The following is a 24286-nucleotide window of genomic DNA, read 5'->3' as shown; positions in this document are numbered from 1 at the left end:
CGTAATTCGTGGCGTTTTCAGATAAGATGAATACGCTTTTTAAGTTTTAGCAGCGGTGCGCAAACGAATATGCAACTCGCGCAATTGCGCTTCTGTCACCGTAGAAGGGGCAGAAGTCAACGGACAACTGGCCGTTTGCGTTTTTGGAAACGCGATCACGTCTCGAATGGAAGTCGCGCCACTCATCAACATCACCAAACGATCCAGACCAAACGCCAAACCACCATGTGGTGGGCAGCCAAATTTTAAAGCATCCAGCAAGAAACCGAATTTTTGCCGTGCCTCTTCTTCGCTAATTCCTAACAAACGAAATACCGCAGATTGCATGTCAGAGCGATGAATCCGAATCGAACCGCCGCCGATTTCCGATCCATTCAACACCATGTCATAAGCCCGCGATAAACAAGTACCGGGCGACGCTTCTACCTCACTGATTTCGCTGACTTTTGGCGCAGTAAACGGATGATGCAAAGACACCCAACGCGCCTCTTTATCATCCCATTCAAACATGGGGAAATCGATCACCCACAATGGCCGCCAAGATATTTGTGTCAAAGCCAAATCATTGCCAATTTTTAAGCGCAAAGCCCCTAAAGATTCATTGACCACTTTCGCCTTATCCGCGCCAAAAAACAGCACATCGCCCGAATCTGCACCTGTACGCGCTAAAATGGCTTCAACCACTTCTGGCGGTAGAAATTTTAAAATAGGCGACTGTAAACCTGCCATTCCTGCGGTAATGTCGTTGACTTTAATGTAAGCAAGACCCTTTGCGCCGTAAATAGCCACGAAATCGGTATAATCATCAATTTGCTTACGCGACAATTCCTTACCATTCGGCACGCGCAATGCGGCCACACGACCTGCGGGATCGTTAGCGGGCGCAGAAAACACTTTAAATTCAACCTGCTGCATCAAATCGCCCACATCCATCAACTCTAATGGATTACATAAGTCAGGGCGATCTGTCCCATAACGACGCATGGATTCGGCATAAGTTATCACGGGAAAAGGATCAGGCAATTCAACATTTAATACTTCTTTAAATAAATGACGAATCATCGACTCCATTAAATCCCGAATCATCGCCTCATCCATAAACGACATTTCAAGGTCTAATTGGGTGAATTCAGGCTGGCGATCTGCCCGCAAATCTTCATCCCGAAAACAACGCGCAATTTGATAATAACGATCCATGCCCGCCATCATTAATAATTGTTTAAACAATTGCGGTGATTGCGGCAAAGCAAAAAATTCACCTTGATGCGTGCGACTGGGAACGAGGTAATCTCTCGCACCCTCTGGCGTGGCCTTGGTTAAGATGGGCGTTTCAATGTCCAAAAAGCCGTGTTGATCTAAGAATTGCCGTAAAATTTGCGTCACTCGCGCCCGTAATTTTAACCGCTCTCGCATCGGTTGACGGCGCAAATCTAAATAACGATAACGCAAACGCACTTCTTCACTCACTTCTTGTTCTTCAATTTGAAAAGGGGGCGTTTCGGCGTGATTTAAAATGTCTAATGTTTCCCCTAATAATTCAATTTTACCAGAGGCTAATTCTACATTTTCCGTACCTGCGGGACGTGGGCGAATTTTACCTGTAATTTTCAACACATATTCGCTGCGCACACGCTCGGCGGTACGAAATGCTTCGGCAGCATCGCTGTCAAAAACCACCTGCACAATCCCGTCGCGGTCACGCAAGTCAATAAAAATTACGCCCCCGTGATCACGGCGACGTTGTACCCAACCGCACACCGTCACTGTCATACCAACTAAGGATTCATTCAATTGTCCACAATAGTGGCTACGCATGGAGTACATTTCCTTGTATTAATTCAATTAAAAACAATAAGTTACGGTGTGCATTAGAGCGAAATGGACGCAAGCGTAAACCGTCTCAACTGGACGCAGCCGCACAAGCCGACGCAGCCGCACACCCTCCATGACCACAAGCAGGTTCTGGGGCTTTTTTATTTTTAAAATCAGTGGCATACCAGCCTGTGCCTTTGAGATGAAAACCGGCCGCGGACATTTGCTTGACCAGTCCTTCTTTTTCGCAAGCAGGACAATGGGTTAGGGGATCGTCGCTCATCTTTTGCAGGGCTTCTAACTCGTGTCCGCAATCGCTGCATTTATATTCATAAATGGGCATGTTGATTGTCCTCTTGTAGGGAGTGAAATAGGGGATAACTGAAATTCAACTCATTGATTTTATGTGGCTCTGATGTAAGTCCACTGTGCTTAAAATCAAGTCAGAACTGCGGAGTAAACCTCATTGACCTTTGCTGCATTGTATTGAACGATGCAATAAATGGATGTTTAAGACAGGGCTTTAATTCTTATTGTCGTGCTGATCTTTCATTCTGAATCTTTTTAACGCATTTTGTCAATAGACTTGTCAAAGAACCCGCTATTCTACGTTCGATATGACACAACGATGCGAACCTGAAGTCATTCATAAAATTTTTGGGTTTAAATCAGAATCTCAGAATAAATAAACCTCATTTATTCTCAAGCGTTGGCGTGGTGTCTAATAGCTTTTTGGTTCATTTTCCCACAAATCCAGCAACATGGCGTTTTCTGTCAAGCTCGCCGCCGCAAGATAACGCTGATCCGCAGATATATGTAACAAACTGGCAGGACGGGGCAATTTCCCAATACATCGGGCGTGTAAATCGACTCCGCATTGATATAACTGCTGATCTTGGGTCAACCAAAATAAACCTTGTGCCGTACTTCCATAATTCAAAATAGGCTCATTTAATAACTGTTTACGCGGATCACTTTCCAAACTCAATCGCCACAAGGCATAAGAAGGCTCACGCCCCGTCACCGTCAAGGTCATCGCCAACATGACATCGCCCAATTCGCACCACTCAACAATGGGGCCATCTAGCGTCCATTCGGCTTGCACATGACCGTGCAGATCGCGCAATTGCGCCAATTGATTAATACGCCCGCCGCTGGTCAACAACCACCCATCACGCCATAAACGCACTTGCGGCGCAAACGCATAACTTTGTACACGGTAAACATGCTGTTCCCCACTGGGCAAGTGGCAAATATGACCCGAACGCTGATTACACCATATCAAGTATTCTCCGCGCAGATGAAACGCCAACAACGCATCACAGTCTTCCCACAAACAAGTGCGCACTTGGGTACTTAAATCTAAATGCAGCAGACGATTCCCTTGTACGTACAACAATTGATCCGTCCCCACATTCTGCAACGGCGCAGACGCATTTAACAGCACCTGCAAGCCTGTGCGTGAGGCTTGGGGTTGGGCGAACTCGATATGTGTACCGTAAACCACGCCAATCACAGGATGTTGTTCTAAATGTAAACTTAATAACCGCTGCGGCCGCTGCGTCAACGGCAAATGTAAACGCAATCGCCACTGTTCAGGCACATTAAAATCGACAGGAACAACTTTATCCAAACGAATCGGTAACGTTTTAGTCGCCGCACTCGGCTGCCACGAACCATCTACCGCATAACCGCGCTCAATTCGAGACAATAAATGTAAAGCCACTTGGGCATTGCTGGGACGTAAACGCGGGTCTTTTTGCAACAATTGCGCAAGAAAATCACGCAATGGTGCGTATTCAATACCACTTAAATCAGGCACTTGTTTTAAATGCGCCCGCGCCAATTCTGTCGCACTGCCCTCAAAAGGACGCTGTCCCATCACCAATTCAAAACCCATCACGCCTAAACTGTATAAGTCACTGTTAAACGAGAATTTTTCATATAAACGTTCCGGCGCGCAATAAGCAGGACTGCCCACCGTATGCTGTCCCTCATGGGCTTCGCGCAGCGGACAAGCCGCCCCCAAATCACTTAAAATAAAACGGGTTTTTTCTATCTCTTCGGTTTGATCTAACAACACATTTTCGGGCTTAATATCGCAGTGAATCAATTGTAAATGATGCAGATAATCTAAGGCTTGTAATAATTGGCGTAAACAACTAATGACAATGTTTAATTCTAATTTCACATGCTGGCGTAAATAATCGCGTAATGTCCCTGCTTTGACATATTCATAGACCATGCACGCCCGACCATCCGTCAAATGAAACGTATCAATACAGCGCGTAATGCCAGGGTGGGAAATGCCAAACGCCGCCGCCATTTCTCGCAGATACGCTCCGCGAATCGATGGCGCAAAACACTTGATAATGACCGCAGTATGACTCTCATATTCACTTGCCCGATAAACCAGACTATAGGCACTGCTACCTAATAAGTGATGAATGCGATAACGATCAGGCAGTTGTGCCAACAATAGCGGGTCTAACGTACTGGAACTAGAGTTGTCGTAACTGCTCAACAATTGCCTCCGCTGCCACGCCGTCTTCGACTAGGGGTTCAATATTTAAAATACGTTCTTGACTGCTGATCAAAAACTGACACGCGGGAGCGGCACTTTGGCGCGCACAAACAATTTCAATACAATCCAACTCTTGCCCACTGATGCTTTCAAATACGCCACGCAACATTCCCGCAATCATCGCATCCACCCGATCTTCCACGTGATTTAAAGCCGAAGCAAATAAGCTATGCGTCATCACCGCCCGCACAATGCCATAACGCGGCGCGTCGTCTAACAAAATTTGCATGACTCCCCAACCGTGGCGGTTAAAATATTGTTCGATTAGAAAAATATACTGCTCTACAGGCATCTGCACCAAAGGAGGCAATCCCATGATTTTCACTTCTTGTTCCAAACTGAGGGCTAAACGTTTTCCCCACAAATAGCCCGCATTTTTCAAAATCACATGCCACGCTTCGCCCGCCTCATAATGCAAGGCTTCGTAGATACCGCGAATAATGTCGGTGGAAAGATAAATTAAACGAACTTCCGTTGGCGCACGAACCGTTCCCTCGCGCAAGTCGAATCGGTAAGCCGCCGGTTCAAACAAACCGTTAATATTTAGCCCCGATAATAAGGCGGCATCAATGCTGGGAGTTGCGCGTGTTGCCACTGTCGTCATAAAACGCCTCTCAATATTGTTCAGTCAACGTGTTCAGCACTTGCTGCAAATACGGCTCAATGAGCGCGTAAGCCGACGGCGACAGCATTTCTTGATAACGTTGTTTGAGTTTGTAATAGGTTTCATACACCGAACGCATGGGTACGGGCAACAAGTCAATTTGACTGTCCGTACTTTGTCGCGCAAATAACACTTTCTTTTTTTGTACCCGATCAGGAAAATCAAAGGCCAATAAAATCGTGCGTAACCACACCAGCAGTTTTTCATCCAACCACGCCGCATCTTGCATTAACATGGCTTCGGTGGCGTAGGCACTGGTATAGCGTACGTCTCGATTAATTTTCACCTGCGAATACTGATAATATTGTTCAAAGGGATAAACGGCTAAAATTTCATCGGTAATCGCAGAGACCACTTCTTGTTCGATGCGGGAAATTTCGCGGGCGGCATCGGCGCGTTTTTTATGCTCAGGAACGACGCGACAATATTCATCTAATTCCTGTTCGGTCATTTGGCGACTTTCAGCGGCTTTAAAAATCGCGCGCAATTCAGGGTGATAACGCAAACTGCCTTGAGCCACGGGATCAAGCACGCTCATATTTTGCCCTCCCTGTGCAGTAAAACCCACGCATTAACGCCCATTCGTACAATGATATTCACGGCTGGCATGGGAAGGGGTGGTTTATCAAATGGTGTCATGGGTTGTAACTCGTTTGATTTCTTTGGACAAGGCTTTGAAATATTATATCTGTTGTGAATGTATTAAAAAGGGGTCAAGCGGCATGAGATACGTCTTGACCGCGCCACGGTAGCGCAGTGAAAAATCGTCCTGCGGCTTGATGGCGATAGTCGGTATTAAGTAGTTCAGCTTGTTGCTCACTGTGCAAGATGGCGTTACGGGTGGCAATTAACAACGGATTAATACGATCAGCGGCCAGTTTTCGATACTGTTCGGCCGACACAGAAGAATCCGCTCCAGAACCAATGGATAAAGTAAAGGCTTCCGTATCACTACTTGCCCCCTGCCACGGTACGGCACGAAAATAAGCCCCTGCCGATGCGGGCATGATTCGCGCTGGACGATCCATTTTTGTGGCGGCTGGGGATGTTGCGTGGCTATCAGATGCGGAGTCAGACGCAGAGTCCGATGCAGAAGAGTCAGTGGTGTGGGCGGCCATGACATAGCCCGCAAAACGTCCTAAACCTGCTGTTTGAGTGGCTTTGGGAGAAGATTGCGCTTCTTCAGGCACCGATTCGGGTTCAGCCGTCGCATTGTCCCCAGAGTCCTCTTCGACCGCAGAAACGGTGGGCGGGTCAGCGGGTGTCACTGGTTGACTGGCTTCAACGGCCGCTTGGATTTGTTCTAACGACGTTGAAGCGGGTGACGGAGAGCTTTCGGCCAAAATTCTTGCTAACACCGACCGATCAATGGCTTCGGCAAAATTAAGGGTTGCCGTTCCCACATCATTTTTTGAAGACGTGGGCAAAACCTCATGTTCCTCTTCTCGTTCTTGGCTTAGGGCATCTGCAATTGGGCGCAAATCTCGTGTGACTGTTTCTAATTCAGCCAATTGCGCCAATATCGCATCCATATTGCTGGGGGCAGCGGGCGGTGCGGCTGGAATATCGGCGATGGCTATAGATTCAGGTTCTACAGATCGAATGGGAATTGCGGCTTGTTGTGCGGCTTGTTGTGCGGCTTCTTGGGCTTCTTGAGCGGCGATAAGTTCGGCTAAATCGGGTTCTTCGTCGTCAAACTCCGGTAAAATCGCCGTATCTTCTTCTTCCGAAATCAGATCGCGCAAGGCTTGATCGGTGGCTAAGGCTTCGTTGAGAATATGACAGGCTTGGCGCAACTGCTCCATCGCCAATTGGGTGGGATCAAGCGGGGTGGGGACGGGCGCAGTTTTCGGCCATGTGTTGGGAGACAACGCAGTAAACACCGTTGACCAAATGCAAGGCGGGGCATCCATTACCTCAGTTAAACGAGATAACGCCGTGACCAACGGCGCGGTGACTGAATGCGGTTCAGTCGCCAATCCCCAAGCCAGTTTATTCAAACAGGCTCTTAACTGTGCCATTTCTGTGCTGTTTAAATCCGCCATGAGTTAATCCATACGCCCAAGTATTTCCAAAGCACTGGCACCTTCTTGTCGCCAGAATTCAGCCGCATTAATTTGTTTATTGTCACCAATTAAAAATTTACACACGTCGTTGCCCATAGAATAGCATTGCACTTCAATACATTCTCGATCTTCTTTTTCGTAAAAAGAAAAAACGCCCGCAAATAATCCCGCATATAAATGACACACGGGTTTTCCCACTAATTTCATGGATTGCGCCACCGCGGAATTGCGAATTTCAACCACGGTTAAGCCTTTATTTTTAAAACTTAAATCTAATTTCCACGCCCCAAAACCCTCAATGGTCAACGGCCACCACCAACATTCAAACACAAAACGCATGTTCATTTGCCAAATATCAAGTTTACCGCCGCCGAATTCTTGTCTCATGCGTTGGTTAAAGCGTTTCATATCTTGCAATCCCCACTCACGTCCGCATTGGTACATGAGCAAACTGCTGGCATTGCCGACTTCCTCTTCAATCCCCAAGTGCAGACCGTTAATAAACGCCTCTGTCACTTGAGCCGCACGCTGGCCGTCGCGCAAATAAATCGCGCCTTGGTCGGGTTCGTAACGAAAGAATTCATCAGGATGGTAGTAGTTATGATAGCCTTTGTAGCCACCATCGACGGGGGAAATAGGCATATTATTTATTCCTTCATTGGGTTATTACCAATGTCATAATCATTGCCTAGTGGGCATAAACAATGATTATAACCTATTGTTACATTTTGTAAAAAATTTCAGTCTGTGAAAATCACTTTGGCACATCGCTATGAAATCACAATCGCGCTATGTTTTCAATCAAGCATATTAAATTACTTAGGGAAGTATTGGGATATGGGACGGAAGTTAAACCGCAACAATCACCCTCATTCGCGCAACGGGCTTGCCAGCCTTTGCGTTTGCAACAATCTTGTTTTCTTTGTCATCGGTTGGGGAAACAGGCTATTTGTCGTGATTGCCTGTTAGAATTACCTTGGAAAACAGAAAGTTGTGAGCGGTGTGGGGTTTCTTTTGTTTCGCCGCACCAGCGTGTGTGTTATGAATGCCGCACGTGGCCACCGGCGTTTAGGCACACTTATGCTTTATTTGATTATGCCTATCCCATCACAAACCTGTTACACAGTGCTAAATATGGGGGACAATTGGCGGTATTAAATTTGTTGGCAGAATTAATGGCGTGCCATTTAAATCCTAAGCAATTACCAGAATTATTTGTTCCCGTCCCCATGCACGCCCAAGATTTACGCCATCGCGGTTATAATCAAGCGTTGGAGTTGGCACGAGGGCTGGCGCGTCGGCTACAACGCCCTGTGGACATCACGGGAGTCTTTTGTACGCGACATAAACAAACACAAGCCCGGTTATCATTTGTTGAACGACAGGAAAATGTGCGCGGTTTATTTGCGTTACAACACCCTGCGCGTTGGAAAGCTGTTGAACATGCGGCGATTGTGGATGATGTCGTTACTACAGGTTCTACGGTGGGCGAATTAACTCAAGTTTTACTCGCTGCGGGAGTGAAACAGGTGGATGTGTGGTGTTGTGCGCGGCGACAGGGATTACTGCGGGAATGAAATTTTTTAGAATTTACAGCACGTTCTCGCTCCTCCGCCCCAACGCAGGAGCGAGAGAACGAGAGACAATCGACTGAAAATAAACGACAGGTAAGAATTCTTTTAAAAATTCAGAATTCAAAACTTACGCTTTTAAAACCTGTGATTGTTGCATTAATAATTCATTAACGCCTTTTTTAGCCAAATCTAATAATTGACTTAATTCTACAGGTGAAAAAGCGTGGCCTTCAGCCGTGCCTTGTAATTCGACAAAATGCCCTACATCGTTCATGACCACGGTCATATCGGTTTCCGCTTCACTGTCTTCAGCATATTCCAAATCCAACACGGGTGTACCGCGGTAAATGCCCACCGAAACGGCGGCAATTGCCCCGTGAATGGGATTGGTTTTGATCTGTTTTTTGTCGAGTAAAAAACGCACCGCATCCACCAACGCCACATAACCGCCTGTAATTGCGGCAGTTCTTGTTCCCCCATCCGCTTGCAACACATCGCAGTCAATAGTGATGGTTCGTTCACCCAGTGCCTCTAAATCCACCACCGAACGCAAAGATCGCCCAATGAGTCGCTGAATTTCTAATGTTCGACCACCTTGTCGTCCGTTACTGGCTTCGCGCTGCATGCGTTGGTGTGTGGAGCGCGGCAACATGCCGTATTCAGCCGTGACCCAACCTTGGTGGCGATCTTTAAGAAAACGTGGCACACGTCCTTCTACACTGGCTGTACATAATACCCGCGTTTCTCCGAATTCGACCAATACTGATCCCTCTGCATGACGGGTGTAATGTCGGGTTAAACGCACTTTTCGTAATTCATCAACTGCTCGACCACTGGGACGCATGAACTTTCCTTGTCTATAAAATAAATGAAATTAATCAAGTCTCTGGCGATTTTTTCACCGCATCCGCTTGATTGGATTGATCCGACAATAAGGCGACCATCGGAGAAGGTTGTTGGGTCAGCATCGCCAATAAAATGGCTAATCTATCCCGCATTTCTCGTCGATCCAAAATTAAATCAATCACCCCATGTTTTAATAAAAACTCGCTGCGTTGAAAGCCTTCAGGTAAGGTTTCGCGCACGGTTTGTTCAATCACTCGCGGCCCTGCAAAGCCAATTAACGCATTAGGTTCTGCGACATTAATATCGCCTAACATGGCCAAACTGGCTGAAACGCCGCCCGTTGTCGGATCGGTAAGAACCGAAATAAAAGGTAAACCGTGTTGAGTTAAGCGGTTTAATGCTGCGCTGGTTTTTGCCATTTGCATGAGAGAAAACAGAGCTTCTTGCATTCGTGCGCCGCCGCTGGCTGAGAAGCAAACGAACGGCGTATGATGAGCGATAGCCGTATCCACGCCGCGCACAAACCGTTCACCCACCACACTGCCCATAGAACCCGCCATAAATTCAAATTCAAACGCACAAGCCACCACCGCCAAGCCATGTAAATAGCCGCGCATGACGATTAAGGCATCTTTTTCATTGGTGGTTTTTTGTGCTTGATTAATGCGGTCTTTGTATTTTTTACTATCGCGGAATTTTAACCGATCCACAGGCGCAAGATGGCCAGCAATTTCAGTGCGGGGCGATGGGTCTAAAAAGTGTTCTAAGCGTTGTCGCGCACGAATCCGCATGTGATGATTGCATTTTGGGCAGACATGTAAATTTCGTTCTAATTCAGCCCGATACAGAACTGTTTCACACACAGGACATTTTGACCATAGGCCTTCTGGCACGGTATGTTTACTTTTAGTGCCATCGGTACGAATGCGGGAGGGTAATAGTTTTTCAAACCAACTCATGATGTTATCGCATTATATTTTAGAAATTAGGTGTTAGAAAATATAAAAGATTTTCTAAGGGTCTCTCAAGAGGGGGATTAACTCACTCTGAGGAGAATGGAAAGGTTATGGATTATAAAGCAGAATAACAAGATTCGCTGAGGCGATTCTCTGTTATCGAACCACACAAAACCACCTCGAATGGAAAAAGCACATTACTGGATACCGTTCCTGAAACTGAAATTTATCCGCTCTACACCACTTGCCGCACGCTGCCGCAGGAATAATGGCGAATGGTCGCGCCCGTGCGTACTCGTAATGCGCCTTGTTCTGTGATACCTTGCGCGATGCCGTAATGGGTTTGTTGACCGATTTGGACAGCGATATTTTTTTCAAATAAGGCATCACATTTCGCCCAATCGGCTAAATAAGGCGATAATCCCGTATAAGGAAAACTGGATAAAACTCGAAAACAAGTTTCTATTAATTGCGCGGCTAAAATGGTGCGCGAGGGTAAATGAGATAAAACACTTTTTAAATCGGCAGGTGCATATTGAGTTAATGTGATGGGAGCTTGGGTTAAATCATAATTTAATCCCAATCCTAATACTAATATTTGTTTTTGTTTTAAATGACGAATATCGAGCAATAAACCCGCTAATTTAGCATGATTAACATAAAGATCATTAGGCCATTTAATAGAAACAGGCGCGCCCCATTCTCGTAATAAATTAGCAATGGCAACGGCAACGGCTAGCGTTAACCCCGCGGCACTGGTCATGGTATCCCAATGATAACGTATTGATAAACAAATACTTCCTCCCCACGGTGCCAACCAAGTGCGCCCATGTTGGCCGCGGCCATCGGTTTGATACTCTGCAAGACAAATTTGCGGCTCATTGACCTGTTCTAATAAATAACGATTACTGGAATCTAAAACCGTCATCACCTGAATCGATGCAAAAAACTCTTGCAATCCATCCGAACAAAGAGAATATAAACGCGCCGCATCTAAAGGAGGAAATGGCTTTAACCATTGATATTGCCCTATGGCAGGCGAGACGATGGACAAACCTAAATCATGGCATTGGTTTAAAGAAAATGACAGGGATTCGTCAGAGAAATGGTGAATGTTTCCATCGGCTAATTGTTGTAAAATGTTCTGTAAATAAAGCACGGTAAAATGGTCAGTAGTAAGGAAAAATAAACAGTGAATATTATCGTTATAAGGTAAAAAATACTTTCTTAGTATCCAACCAATTTACGGCTATGTTTTCCAAGCAAGGCTTTTACTATCCATAAAATAATTAAAGTGCTTATTAATGTAAAAAGAAACAGCAGCAAATAAGTGAGAATATTGCCGTGAATGACCAAAGAAAATTTATTAATAATAATGCGTAACACCGATAACACATAACCGTGTACAAAATAAATCCCAAAACTCATCGCGGCAATTTTATCCAAAGAAGTGCCTAAGTAATGATCATAACGTCGAAATAAATAAACCATCAGTAATGAACCAAAAATAACTTTAAAATAAGCAGCCATTTCCATATAAAAATCAAGATTAAGAATAAAGCGTAAATAAAACTGCATAAATATAGACAATAAAAATAATCCTAATACCAGTAACCCATATTTTTCTAACCACGCTAACACCATGTCTCGATATTGACTCACCCACATCCCAAAAACATAAATAGAGAAATAATGCACAAACGATTGTAAAGGATTATGGTAAGGAACAACTTCTCGATGCACCACCAAGGAAATTATCACAAAAATAGGTAATGACCAATATAATTTCGGATATTGATTTAATTTAATTAACAACGGCGCAACAAAATAAAAAATAACAATCATCGGAATAAACCACATATAACTCATGTGCATTCCATGTATATAATAAAGCAGCACCCGCACAATAGGATCATAATCGTGAAAAACCCCATCACTTCTCACAAAAGCATCGTAAGCAATCGCAGGAATGGAAATAAGTAAATAGGGTAAAATCACATTATTAAATTTGGTATTAAGATATTTACTAAAAATAAATTTAGCCGATAAATACTGAAATAAAAAACCCGCAATAAATACAAAATAACCCGATGAACGCAAAATAAAAGTGTGTAAAAATCCATTGATAGAAAACATATTATCCATCGGCGGCCACACCAATAACCCCGCCCATAAACAATGCGTTGCTACGATCAATAAAATCACAAAACCACGTAAATTGTTAATATAATTTAAAAACATACGCACTTGACCTTTTATTTTTTTCAAAAAAACAATAAAGAGGATAATCATCCTCTTTATTGCACTCAATTAGTTTATATTTTGAATTTCAACATAAACCAAAGTTTGATTCAACAATTGATAAGCAATTTCGCCAAAAGTCATGGGGCCTGTAATGGGATCGGTATGCTGCCCTTCTAATTCGGAATAAAGATAATTCAAAATGCAATTACACGCAAAAATAGGCGCAGTTAAACCATGCGGCAATGCCGCTTTAAAAGCCGATACATAATCCCCTAAAGGCTTGGCAATGCGATAAGTGACTTTATTAAAAACAGGCGCGTATAAATGCACACATTGCTGTTGAGCATCCACACTTTGAAAACTGACATTCACCAAAGCCCCACAATAATCTGCCACTAATGGATATTTCGTGTCAATTCCACGTGACAATAAATACTGGGCAAAATTCTGTTTTTCGCCATTAATAAGGCAATCCGTGACGCTAAATCCACCAGTTTCAAAACAAATATCATCCCCTTCGCCCAGCTCAAATAGATTAATAATATTAATCAAAGCCATTTTATCTGCCGTTAAGCCCAAGTGCATGACCACAGCGTGATTTTCCAACACATCGCCCGTTGAACCATTGATCACCTTTGGAGTCGTTCGCCCTAATTGTTCTAAATGTACACCAGAAATCCAACCGATAATTGGCTTCATAAACATATCGGGATAATTAGGCGCGTCTTGCGCATAACGAATATGTGCTTGACTGGTCGCAGGAATAATAATAAAAGACAGACCATTTTCAGGCGCATCTTGCGTCATTTGGGCTAAAGATTCGGGCGCATAAGCCCGAATAGTTATCGTTGGAAATAACGCAGAAGGCAAAATAGTCACAAACAATTCTGTTTGCGTGGATAATCCTCCTTTTTCAGTCATGAAATAAGGAATTGTTCCACCAATCCATTGTCCTTTGGGTAATTGCCGCAATAAATTTTCTTCACCCGCTACCATTAATATTTCTCCCTGATTAATACGGTTAGCGGTTTCTGCAACTGACAATAACATTCGGGCTTCTCCATCCTAAAAATAAGTGAATATGATGCAGCAACATCAGCATCTTTTAACCTCTTTTTTTAACGCAAAGGCGCATGAGAAGAAAAATTGCGTTGTTGTAATAAAGATGCACTCGTCGTTGTTGCAACGGGGGAATGTTCGGTTTGAGAACCAAACAAAATTTGAATATCTTTACTTAATACCACATGATAGTGGTTAAAAAAGTGATGCAATTCATCAATACAACGCTGTATATTCGCCTCTGAATTATCCGATTGTACGGAACGAATTAAACGCGATAACATCATGCTGGCCGGCACTAATTTAAAGCGATATTCTCTTTCTCCCATGATCAGTTGTCGCCAAATGAGAGCCGATTTATCGGGAATAAGCATTAACATCACATTTTCTCCTTAGGTGGTTTCTATTACTATTTTTTAAACACAGCAGCCATATTAAAGTAATATTTTACTTTGCGATAACCGCATAAAACTGACTTAACTATAAATGGATTTTGCTAAAATGGCAAAGCCTATTGTTATTAAAGAATAAACAATGATAAAAATACGTGTATTTATTTCCCAATCCTTTTTTTTCACTTAATCAGGTTTAAGCATGACACTGTATATCAAACAACAAGGGCAAGGTTTTCCTCTTATTTTGTTGCATGGTTGGGGATTTAATCATGCGATTTGGGAAGATTGTGCGGCGCAATGGGCGCGGTATTTTACGGTTTATCAAGTGGATTTGCCCGGACATGGGCAAAGTCCGTTATGTGATTACGATTGGGAGCGATTGCTTCCCGTGTTGGCGGCGCAATTGCCAGCGCGAGCGATATGGGTGGGGTGGTCTTTGGGGGGATTATTGGCCAGTGCGATGGCACGGTGGCGGCCAGAACGGGTGCAGGCATTGGTTTTATTTGCCAGTTCTCCGTGTTTTATGACGGCCGATGATTGGCCGCACGCGATGACTCCTCAGGTATTAAATCAATTCGCTCACCAATTGGCGCAGGATATTGAAGGGACTTTACAGCGTTTTTTGTTGTTGCAAGTGCGTGGTTTGGACGCGCCACGCCAAAAATTACGCCAATTACAGCCTTTAGTGGCACAGGCCGGTTATCCGTCGCTGGCGACTTTACAACAAGGTTTAACCTTGTTAATCAACAGTGACTTACGCAAAGAACTGGCTGCAATTTCTTGTCCTGCATTACTTTTTTTAGGACACTACGACGCGCTGGTGCCAGTCGCCGTGCGTCACGACATCGCCAAATGGTGGCCTACATTAAAAACCGTGGTGGTTAAACCCGCCGCGCATTTGCCTTTTTTATCCCATTTTGAAATTATTGATCCAATAATGCGATCATTTTTGTTGCCAGAATCAAAATTTACCGAATTGCAACATTTACAGAATTAATTTACAGCCATTCTCCATTTAATCCCTCAAACGATCAAGAATGACACCGACGAGTCTATTCCTTGATATGTCGTCACTTTTTGTTGCAGTTGTGGAATATCAAACACTTAATTGATCGCTAAAGCCTATGATTTGTTATTATAATTGGCTTGCGTACTTGTTTTGGAATTTGAAGCAACGTATGGCATAAATTTTGTTGTTTCATGCGCGAGGGCTGAACTTTATCTTGTCTTATTTTCACCGTTTTTGCACTGGGTTATATCACGTGTCAATGATTTTAAAAAACAACGAAAGCGTACCACGTATTGTGTTGGGTTTACAAGCGCGCATGATTCTATTTTTTGGAATTATGTTTGCGGTGACGTTACTCATTATTAATGGGGTGCGCATTTATGGCTTGCCTTTATTATCTATTGAGGGGGAATATAGCCAACGACAAGCGGAAATCTTTAGTCATCTTAATTTAATTACTGATTTGAAAGAAGCCAATTTAGAAAATTGGTTAGAAGAGCGCATGAATAATGTCGAAATTCTGTCAAATAGCCGCATGTTACGCCATACATTGTTTGCTATTTACTCTTCTAATTTGGAAAAATTATTAGAACAACATGTCGCCGATCCAACGGTCTCAGCAATTCCTTCTTCTTTACAACAAAGTTTAATGTATAAAACATTAAGTGATGATTTATTATTTTTTAAATCGGCTTATGCGGCGTATGATTCTATTCAATTGGTGGATATTAAAACAGGTATTGTGATTGTTTCTACCGAATGGTTAGAAATTGGTAAAATACTGCCTCATCATTTATTTGAAGAAATAAAAACTAACGTGGAACAAGGGCATAAAATTGGTGTGAAACATTCTAAGAAAATATCGCGTAATGTTCCTTTAGATTTATTTATTGCACATTATGTATACTCTTTAGAAAGTGAAGAACGTTTAGCGATTTTAGTGATTAATATCAAGCATCAAGCCTTGACCCATATTTTGCGTGCGGATCAAGTTTTTGGTCAAAGTGGAGAAGCCTTTTTATTAACCAAAGATTTTGAACTGCTTTCTGCCACACATAAAGTAAATGCGCCTCAAGTGGCTGAAAATGTTCCGTTATTGGGTAAATTATCCGAACAATTGCAAGCACGAATCGCCCAAGAACAACCTGCCGTTTTATTAGGTCAAGATCAGTATCAACAAGCGGTATTAGCCGTGTACCGTCCCGTGCCAACAGGGACAGGCTGGGGATTGGTGGTGAAAGCTGATGAGGCGGAGTTTTTTGCGCCCTTGCGTCAAAGCATGTTAAATGCGTTTGCGATTGGTACTATTTTGAGTATTTTCTTGGGCTTAGGTGGAACTTTTTTATTGGCACGGGCGTTGTCGCGTCCGTTGGAATCGTTGACCCAAACCATTGAACACGTGCAAAACGGCGATTTACACGCCCGCGCTCACGTCACTACCCGCGATGAAGTGGGATTATTAGCCAGCATGTTTAACACCATGTTAGCCCAATTGCAGCAATCTCGCGCCGAATTAGAACAATTGGTTGAAGCGCGCACCGCCGAATTGCGCACGGCTAATTTTAGTTTAGAAATGACTTTGGATGAAATGAAAGATTTAAACGATGATTTAGCCAAAGAAGTGAATGAACGCAAAAAAGCAGAAGCCACTATTCGCCATAAACAACGTGAACAAGAATTAATTTTTGATGCTGCGCCCGCTTTTATTTGGCATAAAGACACAAATAATAATATTCTATGGATGAATCGATCTGCGGCGGAATTAATTGGCGTTAATGCAGATCAATCTGCGCCTTATTCTTTATATGAATTATTAAATCAAGCGGCAGCGGATATTGCTTATCAAGAAGATTGCGAAGTGATCACCACGCGCCAACCGAAATTAGGCATTACCAAACGTTTATATGATAAACATCAAAAATTGGTATGGATGCAAGCGGATAAAGTGCCTTTTATTGATGAAAAAGGCGAATTAACGGGCGTGATTGTTTTAGCCACTGACATTACGCCGCGCATTCAAGCGGAAATTGCGTTACGAGAAAATGAAAAGCGTTTTCGTACCATTATTGATACTGCGGTGGATGGCATTATTATGATTGATACGAAGGGGATTATTCATTTAGGCAATCCTTCGTTAGTAAAAATGTTTGGTTACGATCATATTGAGGAGTTATTAAATAAAAATATTAGCATTCTCATGCCCACGCCTTATAGCGAGCAACATGATTTGTACATTGAGAATTATTTGGAAACAGGACAGCGTGGCATTATTGGAATGGGACGGGAAATTGTCGGTAAACGTCGAGATGGTTCTATTTTCCCCATTTATTTAGCGGTGAATGAATTGGAATTAGAACATCGGAGAATGTTCACGGGCATTATTAGCGACATTACCGAGTTAAAACGCACCCAACAAGATTTGCAACGCAGTAAGCGCGAATTAGAGCGTCAAAATCATGCGTATAGTCGTTTTGTGCCGAGAGAATTTTTAAGTTTTCTGGGGAAAGAAAGTATTGTCGATGTGGAATTGGGAGATCAAGTCCAAAAAGACATGACCATTATGTTTTCAGATATTCGAGATTTTACCGCATTATCAGAATCAATGACTCCAGAAGATAATTTTCGTTTTATTAATGCTTATTTAAGTAAAATGGAGCCTGCGATTGTGCAGCATCAGGGGTTTATTGATAAATATATTGGCGATGCCATTATGGCTTTATTTCCACATACGGCTGATGATGCCGTAAAAGCGGCAATAGGCATGTTAAATAATTTACATTTATACAATGCCGAGCGACAACCAAAAGGTTATTTACCGATTGAAATTGGCATTGGCATTCACACGGGATCGCTCATGTTAGGCACTATTGGCGGGCGAACTCGTATGGATGGTACAGTGATTAGTGATGCGGTTAATTTGGCTTCTCGTGTCGAAGCATTAACCAAAATGTATGGTGCGTCTTTATTAATTACGGAACATACTTTTAATGAATTAAATGAATTAGATAATTATGACATTCGCATCATTGATAAAGTGCGCGTAAAAGGCAAATCGGAGCCTGTGATTGTGTTTGAAATTCTCAATGGTTGCTCTCCTGAAATAAGAGAAGCAAAACGCAGTATTTTAGAACTTTTTACCACGGGATTTACCGATTATCAGCGGCGTAATTTCACTGAAGCCGAAGAAAAATTTAACGAATGCTTACGTCTTAATCCTAAAGATAAAGCCTCACAAATTTATTTAAAGCGGTGTCAATTTTGGGGCCGCTACGGCGACGATCCCAATTGGAATGGCATTACTGAATTGGAAACGAAAGAGGGATAATTTTATTTTGTCAAAATCAGCATTGACAGAATTTCTGATCATTATAAATGACTTCATTTTGGTATATTAACTTTGCTGTCAATTTTGATTCGGACAAAAAATGTTATCAATGACTTAATTTTTTTGTTTTCCAAAATCCAAGATATACTACAATTATTCCTTGTTATTTCAACGCATTAAGTCGTTGAGACGATACGAAACTCGCACAATCAACCCACAATAAAACGCAATTATTTGCTGTGCTAAGGATTTTCCCCTATTCAAAAAAAAAACTCAATCAACTAGGATAAATCCCAATGTTGGAGACGGATCAGATAGACAAATCTTATACTGAAATGCCGTATTATGCTATTGACATAATAATACCTGAGTTTTAAACTAAGACTTAACTTAACCTATACGTGACTTCAAACCAAATTCTGTTCAGAATCCACGTTGCGATTTAACTCTGAAAGACAAGAGGCGTGGCGGTGAATGACACCGTTTAAGCCTTTGGAGAGGAAGGCTCTGGCTTTAAAGATCACTGAAACCCTCCTCTATGTATTAGAAATTCAACACTAAATCGATAAATAGTTATCTATGGATAGGTTTGGATGAGTTTGAAATAACGGAGACACAGAACTATGTCTTATGGACTGAGCTTGAATATACAACTTGCCGTCCCCGGTGGCAGCATCGAAGGCTATGCCCAATCTATTAAAGCCATTCCCATGCTCACAGCCGACGAAGAACGCGCCTTAGCTGAACGTTTACGTGGACTCGATGACCTAGATGCCGCACGGGTTTTGGTCATGTCGCACTTGCGTTTTGTCATGCACATTGCACACAGTTATCGCGGTTACGGCTTGCCACAATCCGATTTAATCCAAGAAGGCAACATCGGCCTGATGAAAGCCGTTAAACGTTTCGATCCCACAGTGGGCGTGCGTTTAGTGTCCTTTGCGGTGCATTGGATTCGCGCTGAAATTCACGAATATATCTTACGCAATTGGCGTATCGTCAAAGTCGCCACCACCAAATCGCAACGTAAATTGTTTTTTAACTTACGTAGCGCGAAAAAACGCTTAGGCTGGTTGACCCAAGATGAAGTGGAGTGTGTCGCACGGGACTTAGGAGTCAGCACCAAAGACGTGTTAGAAATGGAAACACGTTTGAGTATGCACGACATGGCTTTTGATCCCCCGGCTGAAGGAGATGATGACAGTGATGCCTTGTCTCCGGCGGGTTATTTAGAAGATGTGCGTTACGATCCAGCGGCCATGATCGAACAAGACGAATGGGAAGAACACGGTCACGATCAATTGCATCAGGCATTACAAAAACTGGATGCCCGCAGTCAGGATATTTTGAAAAAACGCTGGCTCTCTGAACAGAAAGCCACTTTACAAGAGTTAGCCGCGCATTACCAAGTCTCTGCGGAGCGGATTCGTCAGATTGAAAATAATGCCATGAAAAAGTTGAAGAAAAATATCAACTTACTGGTGTTGTAGCCAACTGAGATGGGTTAATGCAAAAATACACAAGGGACAACAGTGTTATACTGTTGTCCCTTGTGCTGTGCGTCGCGTTCTTCCGTCTGAATTAAAACTTATTGCGCAGCGGCTGGTTTTTGTGCCTCTAACAATTGTTGTAACATGCCTTCGATGCGATCCAAACGTTCTTCCATCATTTGGCGATGTCCTTGGTGTTGGCGGCGACGCTCGGCACGCATTTCTTCACGCATAGGGTGATTGAACTGGGGCGCATAGCCGTAGCCTTGACCGTAACCCATTTGACCGGGATGATACCCAAAACCACCCGGCATTTGTGGTGCTGCGCCGTAGGGACCAAAAGGCATGGCTGGCATTTCGCCTGTTTCTGGCATTTCGCCCATTCTTTCCTGCATTGCCTTCATGGCGGCCATACGCTCTTGCATCATTGCCTCGCGCATTTCAGCCATGTGTTGCTGCATTTGTTGTTGATGTTCTTGCATCATTTGGCGGCGGGCTTCGGGGTCTTTGGTTTCGCGCAATTTCTGCATATATTCTTGATGCAATTGTTGACGTTGTTGACGGTGCTGTTGCATCAGGTTGACCACGGGATTAGCGGCCGTTTCTGCAGCGGCGGGAGCAGCTTCGGTGGTAGCGGGAGCTTCGGCGGCAACGGGAGCAGCTTCCACAGGAGCGGCTTCTTGTGCCAACAAAGGATGAGCAGAAACAGTTAAAGTCAGTGCCATAGCGGCTATATAATAAGATTTCATTTAAAAATCACTCCTAATCGGGTAAAAAAATTCGCGCAGGGACACTTGTCCCCTTACATAGGTTACAGTTATTAAGTATAAGGTCAAATCCAACGGGTTAAAAGATTAACATGGTGACAGTATATTAGCAAATACTAATGGATAAAATCTATCACTGCCCTCGGTACTTTTAACGAGGTTTAACCAACTTGGCCACATCTTGGGCGCAGCTTCGGGAATGACTCAGCAATAATCCCAACGCATTTTTACTTGAGGTGAGGGACACCAAGACTAAATCTTGATTGATGTGCATGAAAGCCACAATACCTTGACGATTTTCAGAGATGATATTGTCGCACGTCCCCATGGCCAGTTCAGCCGTAATGGTATCGCCTAAGGACATTAATGTACTGCCCATAGTGGCAAGACGTTCTAAGGGGTATTTCTTTTGTCGTTGGCGCATGGCACACAAGTGGCCATCCAGCGTGGCGACCAACACCGCGTCCACCACATCACACAAATCTAATAATTTTGCCAAACGATCTTCCACAGGTTTAATCAGTTCAGGAGCAAGCATTATAAAATTCCATTCGATAAATTTAACCAAATTCCAACATCGCCAATAAGGCTTGGATCAACATCACCACACTGTCAGCACAACGCGCATCGACAGCAAACACAGGCAATTCTATGCCACATTCGTGTAAATAGTGATGATAATTTTCTACGTTGGGTTCGGGATGGGTGTCTGTATGGGTAATTGCTATGACCGCGCTGGTTTCGTGAATAACTTCTCGAAAATTATCCAGATAACGCATTAATTCTCCAATCGGATCAGAGCCTGAATTATCGATTAAAATAATTAATCCCAATGCGCCATGGGTTAAAATTTTTCACATGTATTCAAAACGCAATTGGCCGGGCGTACCATATAGGCGTAATTTTTGTCCATCTTCTAAAGTTAATTCGCCATAATCCATCGCTACAGTGGTGGTGGCTTTACGCTGCAACGTGGTGGGGTCGGTGGCGCGCACGTCGGTGTTGATCACGGGAATTTCACTGATAGCAGCAATTGCCGTGGTTTTACCGGCTCCCATGCTGCCTGTGAACACAATTTTTATTTCGCTCATGAGTGATAGCCTTTTTTATTGCAGCAAGCGTTTCAAGATACCACGAAATAGGTCACGTTGCTGTTCAGAAAGTGGTTTTTTAGCCAAGAGCTGCGTTTTTTTAGGGGTTTCTACTAGGTGTAACTGATGACAGGCATTAATAAAATCAATCACTTGATCGATAGATACGGTCGTTTTTTCTGCGATCATCTCTGCTGTTGCAGTGTTACGATTCATAAATGCCGCCAAGCGAATGTGATGGGCTTGGTGCGGCAACATGGCAAAATTCGGCCATTGCTTTAAACGCAGCGTTTGCATTCGAGACAGATTTTTATTCAAACGCCCCTGAGAAGAACACAGCACCGTCACCCATTCAATGGCCTCTGGCGCGTAAGCAAAAAATCGGGATCGCCGTTCATTAAAAGCCGCCTCTGTGATGGGTTCTTGCCGAATCAGCGCAAGAGGGGCATTGTACAGATGGGTTTGTTTTTGTTGTAAATAGTTGTTTAAAGATTCTTGGGTCAAAGCACACCGTTGGGTTGGAGAATAGAGCAGTTCGGCGGCGTTTGGCAGATAAAAACGTTGGGCGTGGGCTTGAGTTTTGGCTTGATGAAGCCGAGCGATCAAAGTGTGCTGCCCATCAAAATGCCCTGCGGTCAACAAAGGCGCAGCGGTTGCCGTTGTTTTTGGCCGAGTAGAAGCAGGGTCCACAGGGGGAGTCGGGGGAATCACAACCTCTGCGGATTCTGGCAATGACACGGGTAAACAATGGGTTGTTGAAAAAGTATTAAGTAATTGAATCAGCGGTTTGACGCGAATGGGTTTTTCTAAAAACCAAGTGGCTTGTTGAGTATTTTCTTTGGTGTAAGCGATCAGAGGAATATGGGCATGTTGTTGTTGCCAAAACGCCCAACCCATTGGATTCTCAAGGTCAACCACGGTCAAATGCGCCAACTCCCTTTTTTCCGTAAAATCCCACAAGGCAGTCAATTGTGCATTGACAATTTGTAACATAGAACGGAACAAAACATCATCATTTTTATTCAAGGCGTAAGTAGTAATGCGAAAAGACATCATCATTTTTATTAAAATAGGATAATCAGCAGGATTCAGAATAAATTTATCCCACTGTACTGCGTTTAGTGTCGTAACGCAATTGATTATTTTGCCGTTTTTCGTATTAATATGTATTATTAAGAATAGGTTTTGCGGGCTAATTGTCGGGTCATGATGGTTTATTTCCTGCGTGCGGGTGGCTTGCAAAAATGGACGCTAACCTTCACACTGATAGGCAACTGTAACAAAGCGTTATGTTTTTTTGTGTTTTGTCAGAAAAGAATCCCGCACAAACAGTTTATCTTCGATCACAAAATCGCTATAGTGGACAGCCAATTTTTCGCACAGATTTCTCATTTAACTCGTATGTCAACACTCAATCGCCGTATTTCTCCTGAAACTTACGATCCCAAGCAGCGCGTTGTGGGCGGGGTGGTTTTGTTCCTTATCATGCTGTTAATTTACAGTTTACTTAAATTGTTGTTGGGGGTGTCTTCTGCTTCTGACGCGGCTTATGCTTTGCGTGAGGCCTTGCCGGATGAGATTCTATCGGGACAAGGGGCGGCGACGGGTTCACCCGCGCTGACGACGGGCGCAGCACAACAAAATACAAAAGCATTGCCCTCTGGTTTTGTGTTTCTCGATATTGATGGAAAACCGATGTTAGGACGCGGGCAAGCGATGGAAGATGAACAGTATGTTACTGATAACAATCAAGTTTCTTCTACCTCCGTGTCTTTGACGGGGACACATTGGATTGTGCAGGCCAGCAGCTTTCGTGAAGAAAGTCGTGCGGATCGTTTGGTAGAACAGTTAAAAGACAAGGGTTTAGATGCTGAAGTACATCGCATTGGTGATTGGTATACCGTGCGTTTAACGCCGCAGGGCGAACGTAAAGAAGCAGAAAAACAATTGCGACAGTTAAAAAATTTAATGGGATTAAATGGCTTAATTAAGAAGGTTAATTAAACAAAATTCACGGATAACGCCATGTTGCAATTAATAGCGATTGGTTTAGGTGGAGCGATAGGTTCATTGGCGCGATTTTGGTTAGCGACGGGGGTTTATGCGTGGTTGGGGCGTGATTTTCCTTGGGGAACTTTGCTGGTTAATCTATTGGGTAGTTTTTTAATTGGTTTTTTAGCATTTTTTCTGGCTGATCGGGCGTTAGCTGTGGAGTGGCGGGCGGCGATTTTTATGGGATTTTTGGGCGCATTCACCACTTTTTCTACGTTTTCTTTAGAAACTATTGCCTTGTTACAAATCGGTGAAGTGACTCGCGCTTTTTTAAATATCATTGTCAGTGTATTTTGCTGTTTATTAGCGACTTGGCTGGGTATGATTTTAGCTAAACAATTTTAGATTTTTT

At 43.4% G+C, this 24286-nt stretch carries 24 protein-coding genes; 6 read left to right on the top strand and 18 right to left on the bottom strand.

What is annotated here, in order from left to right; all coding sequences use genetic code 11:
- Positions 1–39: 39 nt before the first annotated feature.
- The 7 genes from aspS to TPSD3_RS07525 all read right to left on the bottom strand — a co-directional run bounded on the left by aspS (position 40) and on the right by TPSD3_RS07525 (position 7768).
- A complete protein-coding gene (gene aspS / locus TPSD3_RS07555) occupies positions 40–1815 on the bottom strand; it encodes an aspartate--tRNA ligase (RefSeq protein WP_086487963.1) in 1776 nt (591 codons plus the stop codon).
- An 85-nt stretch (positions 1816–1900) separates the two neighbouring features.
- Positions 1901–2155 carry an FmdB family zinc ribbon protein gene (locus TPSD3_RS07550; RefSeq protein ID WP_086487962.1) on the bottom strand — a complete coding sequence of 85 codons (255 nt, stop codon included), beginning with the start codon at positions 2153–2155 and terminating at the stop codon, positions 1901–1903.
- Between the two features lie 378 nt (positions 2156–2533).
- Complete coding sequence (locus TPSD3_RS07545) at positions 2534–4336, bottom strand: serine/threonine protein kinase (RefSeq protein ID WP_176329778.1); 1803 nt, start codon at positions 4334–4336, stop codon at positions 2534–2536.
- Positions 4314–5000 carry a hypothetical protein gene (locus TPSD3_RS07540; protein ID WP_086487960.1) on the bottom strand — a complete coding sequence of 229 codons (687 nt, stop codon included), beginning with the start codon at positions 4998–5000 and terminating at the stop codon, positions 4314–4316. The genes TPSD3_RS07545 and TPSD3_RS07540 overlap by 23 nt, the downstream gene beginning before the upstream one ends.
- 10 nt (positions 5001–5010) lie before the next feature.
- Entirely contained in the window at positions 5011–5598 is a 588-nt protein-coding gene (locus TPSD3_RS07535) for a globin family protein (RefSeq protein WP_086487959.1), read from the bottom strand.
- A 175-nt stretch (positions 5599–5773) separates the two neighbouring features.
- The gene (locus TPSD3_RS07530; RefSeq protein WP_086487958.1) at positions 5774–7105 is read right to left on the bottom strand and encodes a hypothetical protein; all 1332 of its coding nucleotides are present in this window, start codon (positions 7103–7105) and stop codon (positions 5774–5776) included.
- A 3-nt stretch (positions 7106–7108) separates the two neighbouring features.
- The gene (locus TPSD3_RS07525; RefSeq protein ID WP_086487957.1) at positions 7109–7768 is read right to left on the bottom strand and encodes a V4R domain-containing protein; all 660 of its coding nucleotides are present in this window, start codon (positions 7766–7768) and stop codon (positions 7109–7111) included.
- A 149-nt stretch (positions 7769–7917) separates the two neighbouring features.
- Here TPSD3_RS07525 and TPSD3_RS07520 point away from each other — a divergent pair, with 149 nt between their 5' ends.
- On the top strand, positions 7918–8703 hold the full coding sequence (locus tag TPSD3_RS07520; protein WP_086487956.1) for a ComF family protein: 786 nt from the start codon (positions 7918–7920) through the stop codon (positions 8701–8703).
- Between the two features lie 124 nt (positions 8704–8827).
- Here the strand turns inward: TPSD3_RS07520 and rph are convergent, their stop codons facing one another.
- The 6 genes from rph to TPSD3_RS07490 all read right to left on the bottom strand — a co-directional run bounded on the left by rph (position 8828) and on the right by TPSD3_RS07490 (position 14185).
- The gene (rph, locus tag TPSD3_RS07515) at positions 8828–9544 is read right to left on the bottom strand and encodes a ribonuclease PH (protein ID WP_086487955.1); all 717 of its coding nucleotides are present in this window, start codon (positions 9542–9544) and stop codon (positions 8828–8830) included.
- A gap of 34 nt (positions 9545–9578) precedes the next feature.
- A complete protein-coding gene (gene accD / locus TPSD3_RS07510; protein ID WP_086487954.1) occupies positions 9579–10505 on the bottom strand; it encodes an acetyl-CoA carboxylase, carboxyltransferase subunit beta in 927 nt (308 codons plus the stop codon).
- 232 nt (positions 10506–10737) lie between these two features.
- Positions 10738–11661, bottom strand: a complete 924-nt coding sequence (locus TPSD3_RS07505; protein ID WP_086487953.1) for a biotin--[acetyl-CoA-carboxylase] ligase — start codon at positions 11659–11661, stop codon at positions 10738–10740.
- A gap of 68 nt (positions 11662–11729) precedes the next feature.
- On the bottom strand, positions 11730–12743 hold the full coding sequence (locus TPSD3_RS07500) for an acyltransferase family protein (RefSeq protein WP_176329777.1): 1014 nt from the start codon (positions 12741–12743) through the stop codon (positions 11730–11732).
- A 69-nt stretch (positions 12744–12812) separates the two neighbouring features.
- Positions 12813–13796, bottom strand: coding sequence for a DUF6976 family protein (locus TPSD3_RS07495; RefSeq protein WP_086487951.1), 984 nt, complete (start codon positions 13794–13796; stop codon positions 12813–12815).
- Positions 13797–13864: 68 nt separating this feature from the next.
- Positions 13865–14185, bottom strand: coding sequence for a hypothetical protein (locus tag TPSD3_RS07490; protein ID WP_086487950.1), 321 nt, complete (start codon positions 14183–14185; stop codon positions 13865–13867).
- A 214-nt stretch (positions 14186–14399) separates the two neighbouring features.
- Here TPSD3_RS07490 and bioH point away from each other — a divergent pair, with 214 nt between their 5' ends.
- The 3 genes from bioH to rpoH all read left to right on the top strand — a co-directional run bounded on the left by bioH (position 14400) and on the right by rpoH (position 20024).
- A complete protein-coding gene (bioH, locus tag TPSD3_RS07485; protein WP_086487949.1) occupies positions 14400–15197 on the top strand; it encodes a pimeloyl-ACP methyl ester esterase BioH in 798 nt (265 codons plus the stop codon).
- A 271-nt stretch (positions 15198–15468) separates the two neighbouring features.
- A complete protein-coding gene (locus TPSD3_RS07480) occupies positions 15469–18534 on the top strand; it encodes a PAS domain S-box protein (RefSeq protein WP_086487948.1) in 3066 nt (1021 codons plus the stop codon).
- A 623-nt stretch (positions 18535–19157) separates the two neighbouring features.
- Positions 19158–20024, top strand: a complete 867-nt coding sequence (gene rpoH, locus TPSD3_RS07475) for an RNA polymerase sigma factor RpoH (protein WP_086487947.1) — start codon at positions 19158–19160, stop codon at positions 20022–20024.
- A 98-nt stretch (positions 20025–20122) separates the two neighbouring features.
- Here rpoH and TPSD3_RS07470 read toward each other — a convergent pair whose 3' ends face one another.
- From TPSD3_RS07470 to TPSD3_RS07455, 5 genes are all read right to left on the bottom strand, one after another.
- Positions 20123–20773 (bottom strand): hypothetical protein, encoded by a 651-nt coding sequence (locus TPSD3_RS07470; RefSeq protein WP_086487946.1) that lies wholly within the window; start codon positions 20771–20773, stop codon positions 20123–20125.
- Positions 20774–20942: 169 nt separating this feature from the next.
- Positions 20943–21329, bottom strand: coding sequence for a roadblock/LC7 domain-containing protein (locus TPSD3_RS07465; RefSeq protein ID WP_086487945.1), 387 nt, complete (start codon positions 21327–21329; stop codon positions 20943–20945).
- Between the two features lie 22 nt (positions 21330–21351).
- Positions 21352–21624: a hypothetical protein gene (locus TPSD3_RS17915; protein ID WP_245391542.1), complete on the bottom strand. Its 273-nt coding sequence runs from the start codon at positions 21622–21624 to the stop codon at positions 21352–21354.
- A 21-nt stretch (positions 21625–21645) separates the two neighbouring features.
- A complete protein-coding gene (locus TPSD3_RS17910) occupies positions 21646–21882 on the bottom strand; it encodes a GTP-binding protein (RefSeq protein ID WP_245391541.1) in 237 nt (78 codons plus the stop codon).
- 15 nt (positions 21883–21897) lie between these two features.
- Positions 21898–22941 (bottom strand): hypothetical protein, encoded by a 1044-nt coding sequence (locus tag TPSD3_RS07455; RefSeq protein WP_140048512.1) that lies wholly within the window; start codon positions 22939–22941, stop codon positions 21898–21900.
- A gap of 300 nt (positions 22942–23241) precedes the next feature.
- On the opposite strand from TPSD3_RS07455, the gene TPSD3_RS07450 reads away from it, so the two are divergent.
- Both TPSD3_RS07450 and crcB read left to right on the top strand, forming a co-directional pair.
- Positions 23242–23886, top strand: a complete 645-nt coding sequence (locus TPSD3_RS07450) for an SPOR domain-containing protein (protein WP_176329776.1) — start codon at positions 23242–23244, stop codon at positions 23884–23886.
- A 21-nt stretch (positions 23887–23907) separates the two neighbouring features.
- Entirely contained in the window at positions 23908–24279 is a 372-nt protein-coding gene (crcB, locus tag TPSD3_RS07445) for a fluoride efflux transporter CrcB (RefSeq protein WP_176329775.1), read from the top strand.
- Positions 24280–24286: the final 7 nt, after the last annotated feature.

The sequence above is a fragment of the Thioflexithrix psekupsensis genome (assembly GCF_002149925.1).
GTDB lineage: Bacteria > Pseudomonadota > Gammaproteobacteria > Beggiatoales > Beggiatoaceae > Thioflexithrix > Thioflexithrix psekupsensis.
Note: the sequence above shows the minus strand (reverse complement) of the source record. Positions and strands in the feature narration are given on the sequence as shown.

Bases quoted from the DNA above. Each gene is read 5' to 3' on its own strand.
- TPSD3_RS07495 (WP_086487951.1), bottom strand. From the start codon at position 13,796: ATGTTATTGTCAGTTGCAGAAACCGCTAACCGTATTAATCAGGGAGAA.
- TPSD3_RS07550 (WP_086487962.1), bottom strand. From the start codon at position 2,155: ATGCCCATTTATGAATATAAATGCAGCGATTGCGGACACGAGTTAGAA.
- TPSD3_RS07480 (WP_086487948.1), top strand. From the start codon at position 15,469: ATGATTTTAAAAAACAACGAAAGCGTACCACGTATTGTGTTGGGTTTA.
- TPSD3_RS07470 (WP_086487946.1), bottom strand. From the start codon at position 20,773: ATGAAATCTTATTATATAGCCGCTATGGCACTGACTTTAACTGTTTCT.
- TPSD3_RS07530 (WP_086487958.1), bottom strand. From the start codon at position 7,105: ATGGCGGATTTAAACAGCACAGAAATGGCACAGTTAAGAGCCTGTTTG.
- TPSD3_RS07540 (WP_086487960.1), bottom strand. From the start codon at position 5,000: ATGACGACAGTGGCAACACGCGCAACTCCCAGCATTGATGCCGCCTTA.
- crcB (WP_176329775.1), top strand. From the start codon at position 23,908: ATGTTGCAATTAATAGCGATTGGTTTAGGTGGAGCGATAGGTTCATTG.
- TPSD3_RS17910 (WP_245391541.1), bottom strand. From the start codon at position 21,882: ATGAGCGAAATAAAAATTGTGTTCACAGGCAGCATGGGAGCCGGTAAA.
- bioH (WP_086487949.1), top strand. From the start codon at position 14,400: ATGACACTGTATATCAAACAACAAGGGCAAGGTTTTCCTCTTATTTTG.
- TPSD3_RS07490 (WP_086487950.1), bottom strand. From the start codon at position 14,185: ATGTTAATGCTTATTCCCGATAAATCGGCTCTCATTTGGCGACAACTG.
- TPSD3_RS07500 (WP_176329777.1), bottom strand. From the start codon at position 12,743: ATGTTTTTAAATTATATTAACAATTTACGTGGTTTTGTGATTTTATTG.
- rpoH (WP_086487947.1), top strand. From the start codon at position 19,158: ATGTCTTATGGACTGAGCTTGAATATACAACTTGCCGTCCCCGGTGGC.
- TPSD3_RS07465 (WP_086487945.1), bottom strand. From the start codon at position 21,329: ATGCTTGCTCCTGAACTGATTAAACCTGTGGAAGATCGTTTGGCAAAA.
- TPSD3_RS07535 (WP_086487959.1), bottom strand. From the start codon at position 5,598: ATGAGCGTGCTTGATCCCGTGGCTCAAGGCAGTTTGCGTTATCACCCT.
- TPSD3_RS07525 (WP_086487957.1), bottom strand. From the start codon at position 7,768: ATGCCTATTTCCCCCGTCGATGGTGGCTACAAAGGCTATCATAACTAC.
- TPSD3_RS07520 (WP_086487956.1), top strand. From the start codon at position 7,918: ATGTTTTCAATCAAGCATATTAAATTACTTAGGGAAGTATTGGGATAT.
- aspS (WP_086487963.1), bottom strand. From the start codon at position 1,815: ATGCGTAGCCACTATTGTGGACAATTGAATGAATCCTTAGTTGGTATG.
- TPSD3_RS07455 (WP_140048512.1), bottom strand. From the start codon at position 22,941: ATGATGATGTCTTTTCGCATTACTACTTACGCCTTGAATAAAAATGAT.
- accD (WP_086487954.1), bottom strand. From the start codon at position 10,505: ATGAGTTGGTTTGAAAAACTATTACCCTCCCGCATTCGTACCGATGGC.
- rph (WP_086487955.1), bottom strand. From the start codon at position 9,544: ATGCGTCCCAGTGGTCGAGCAGTTGATGAATTACGAAAAGTGCGTTTA.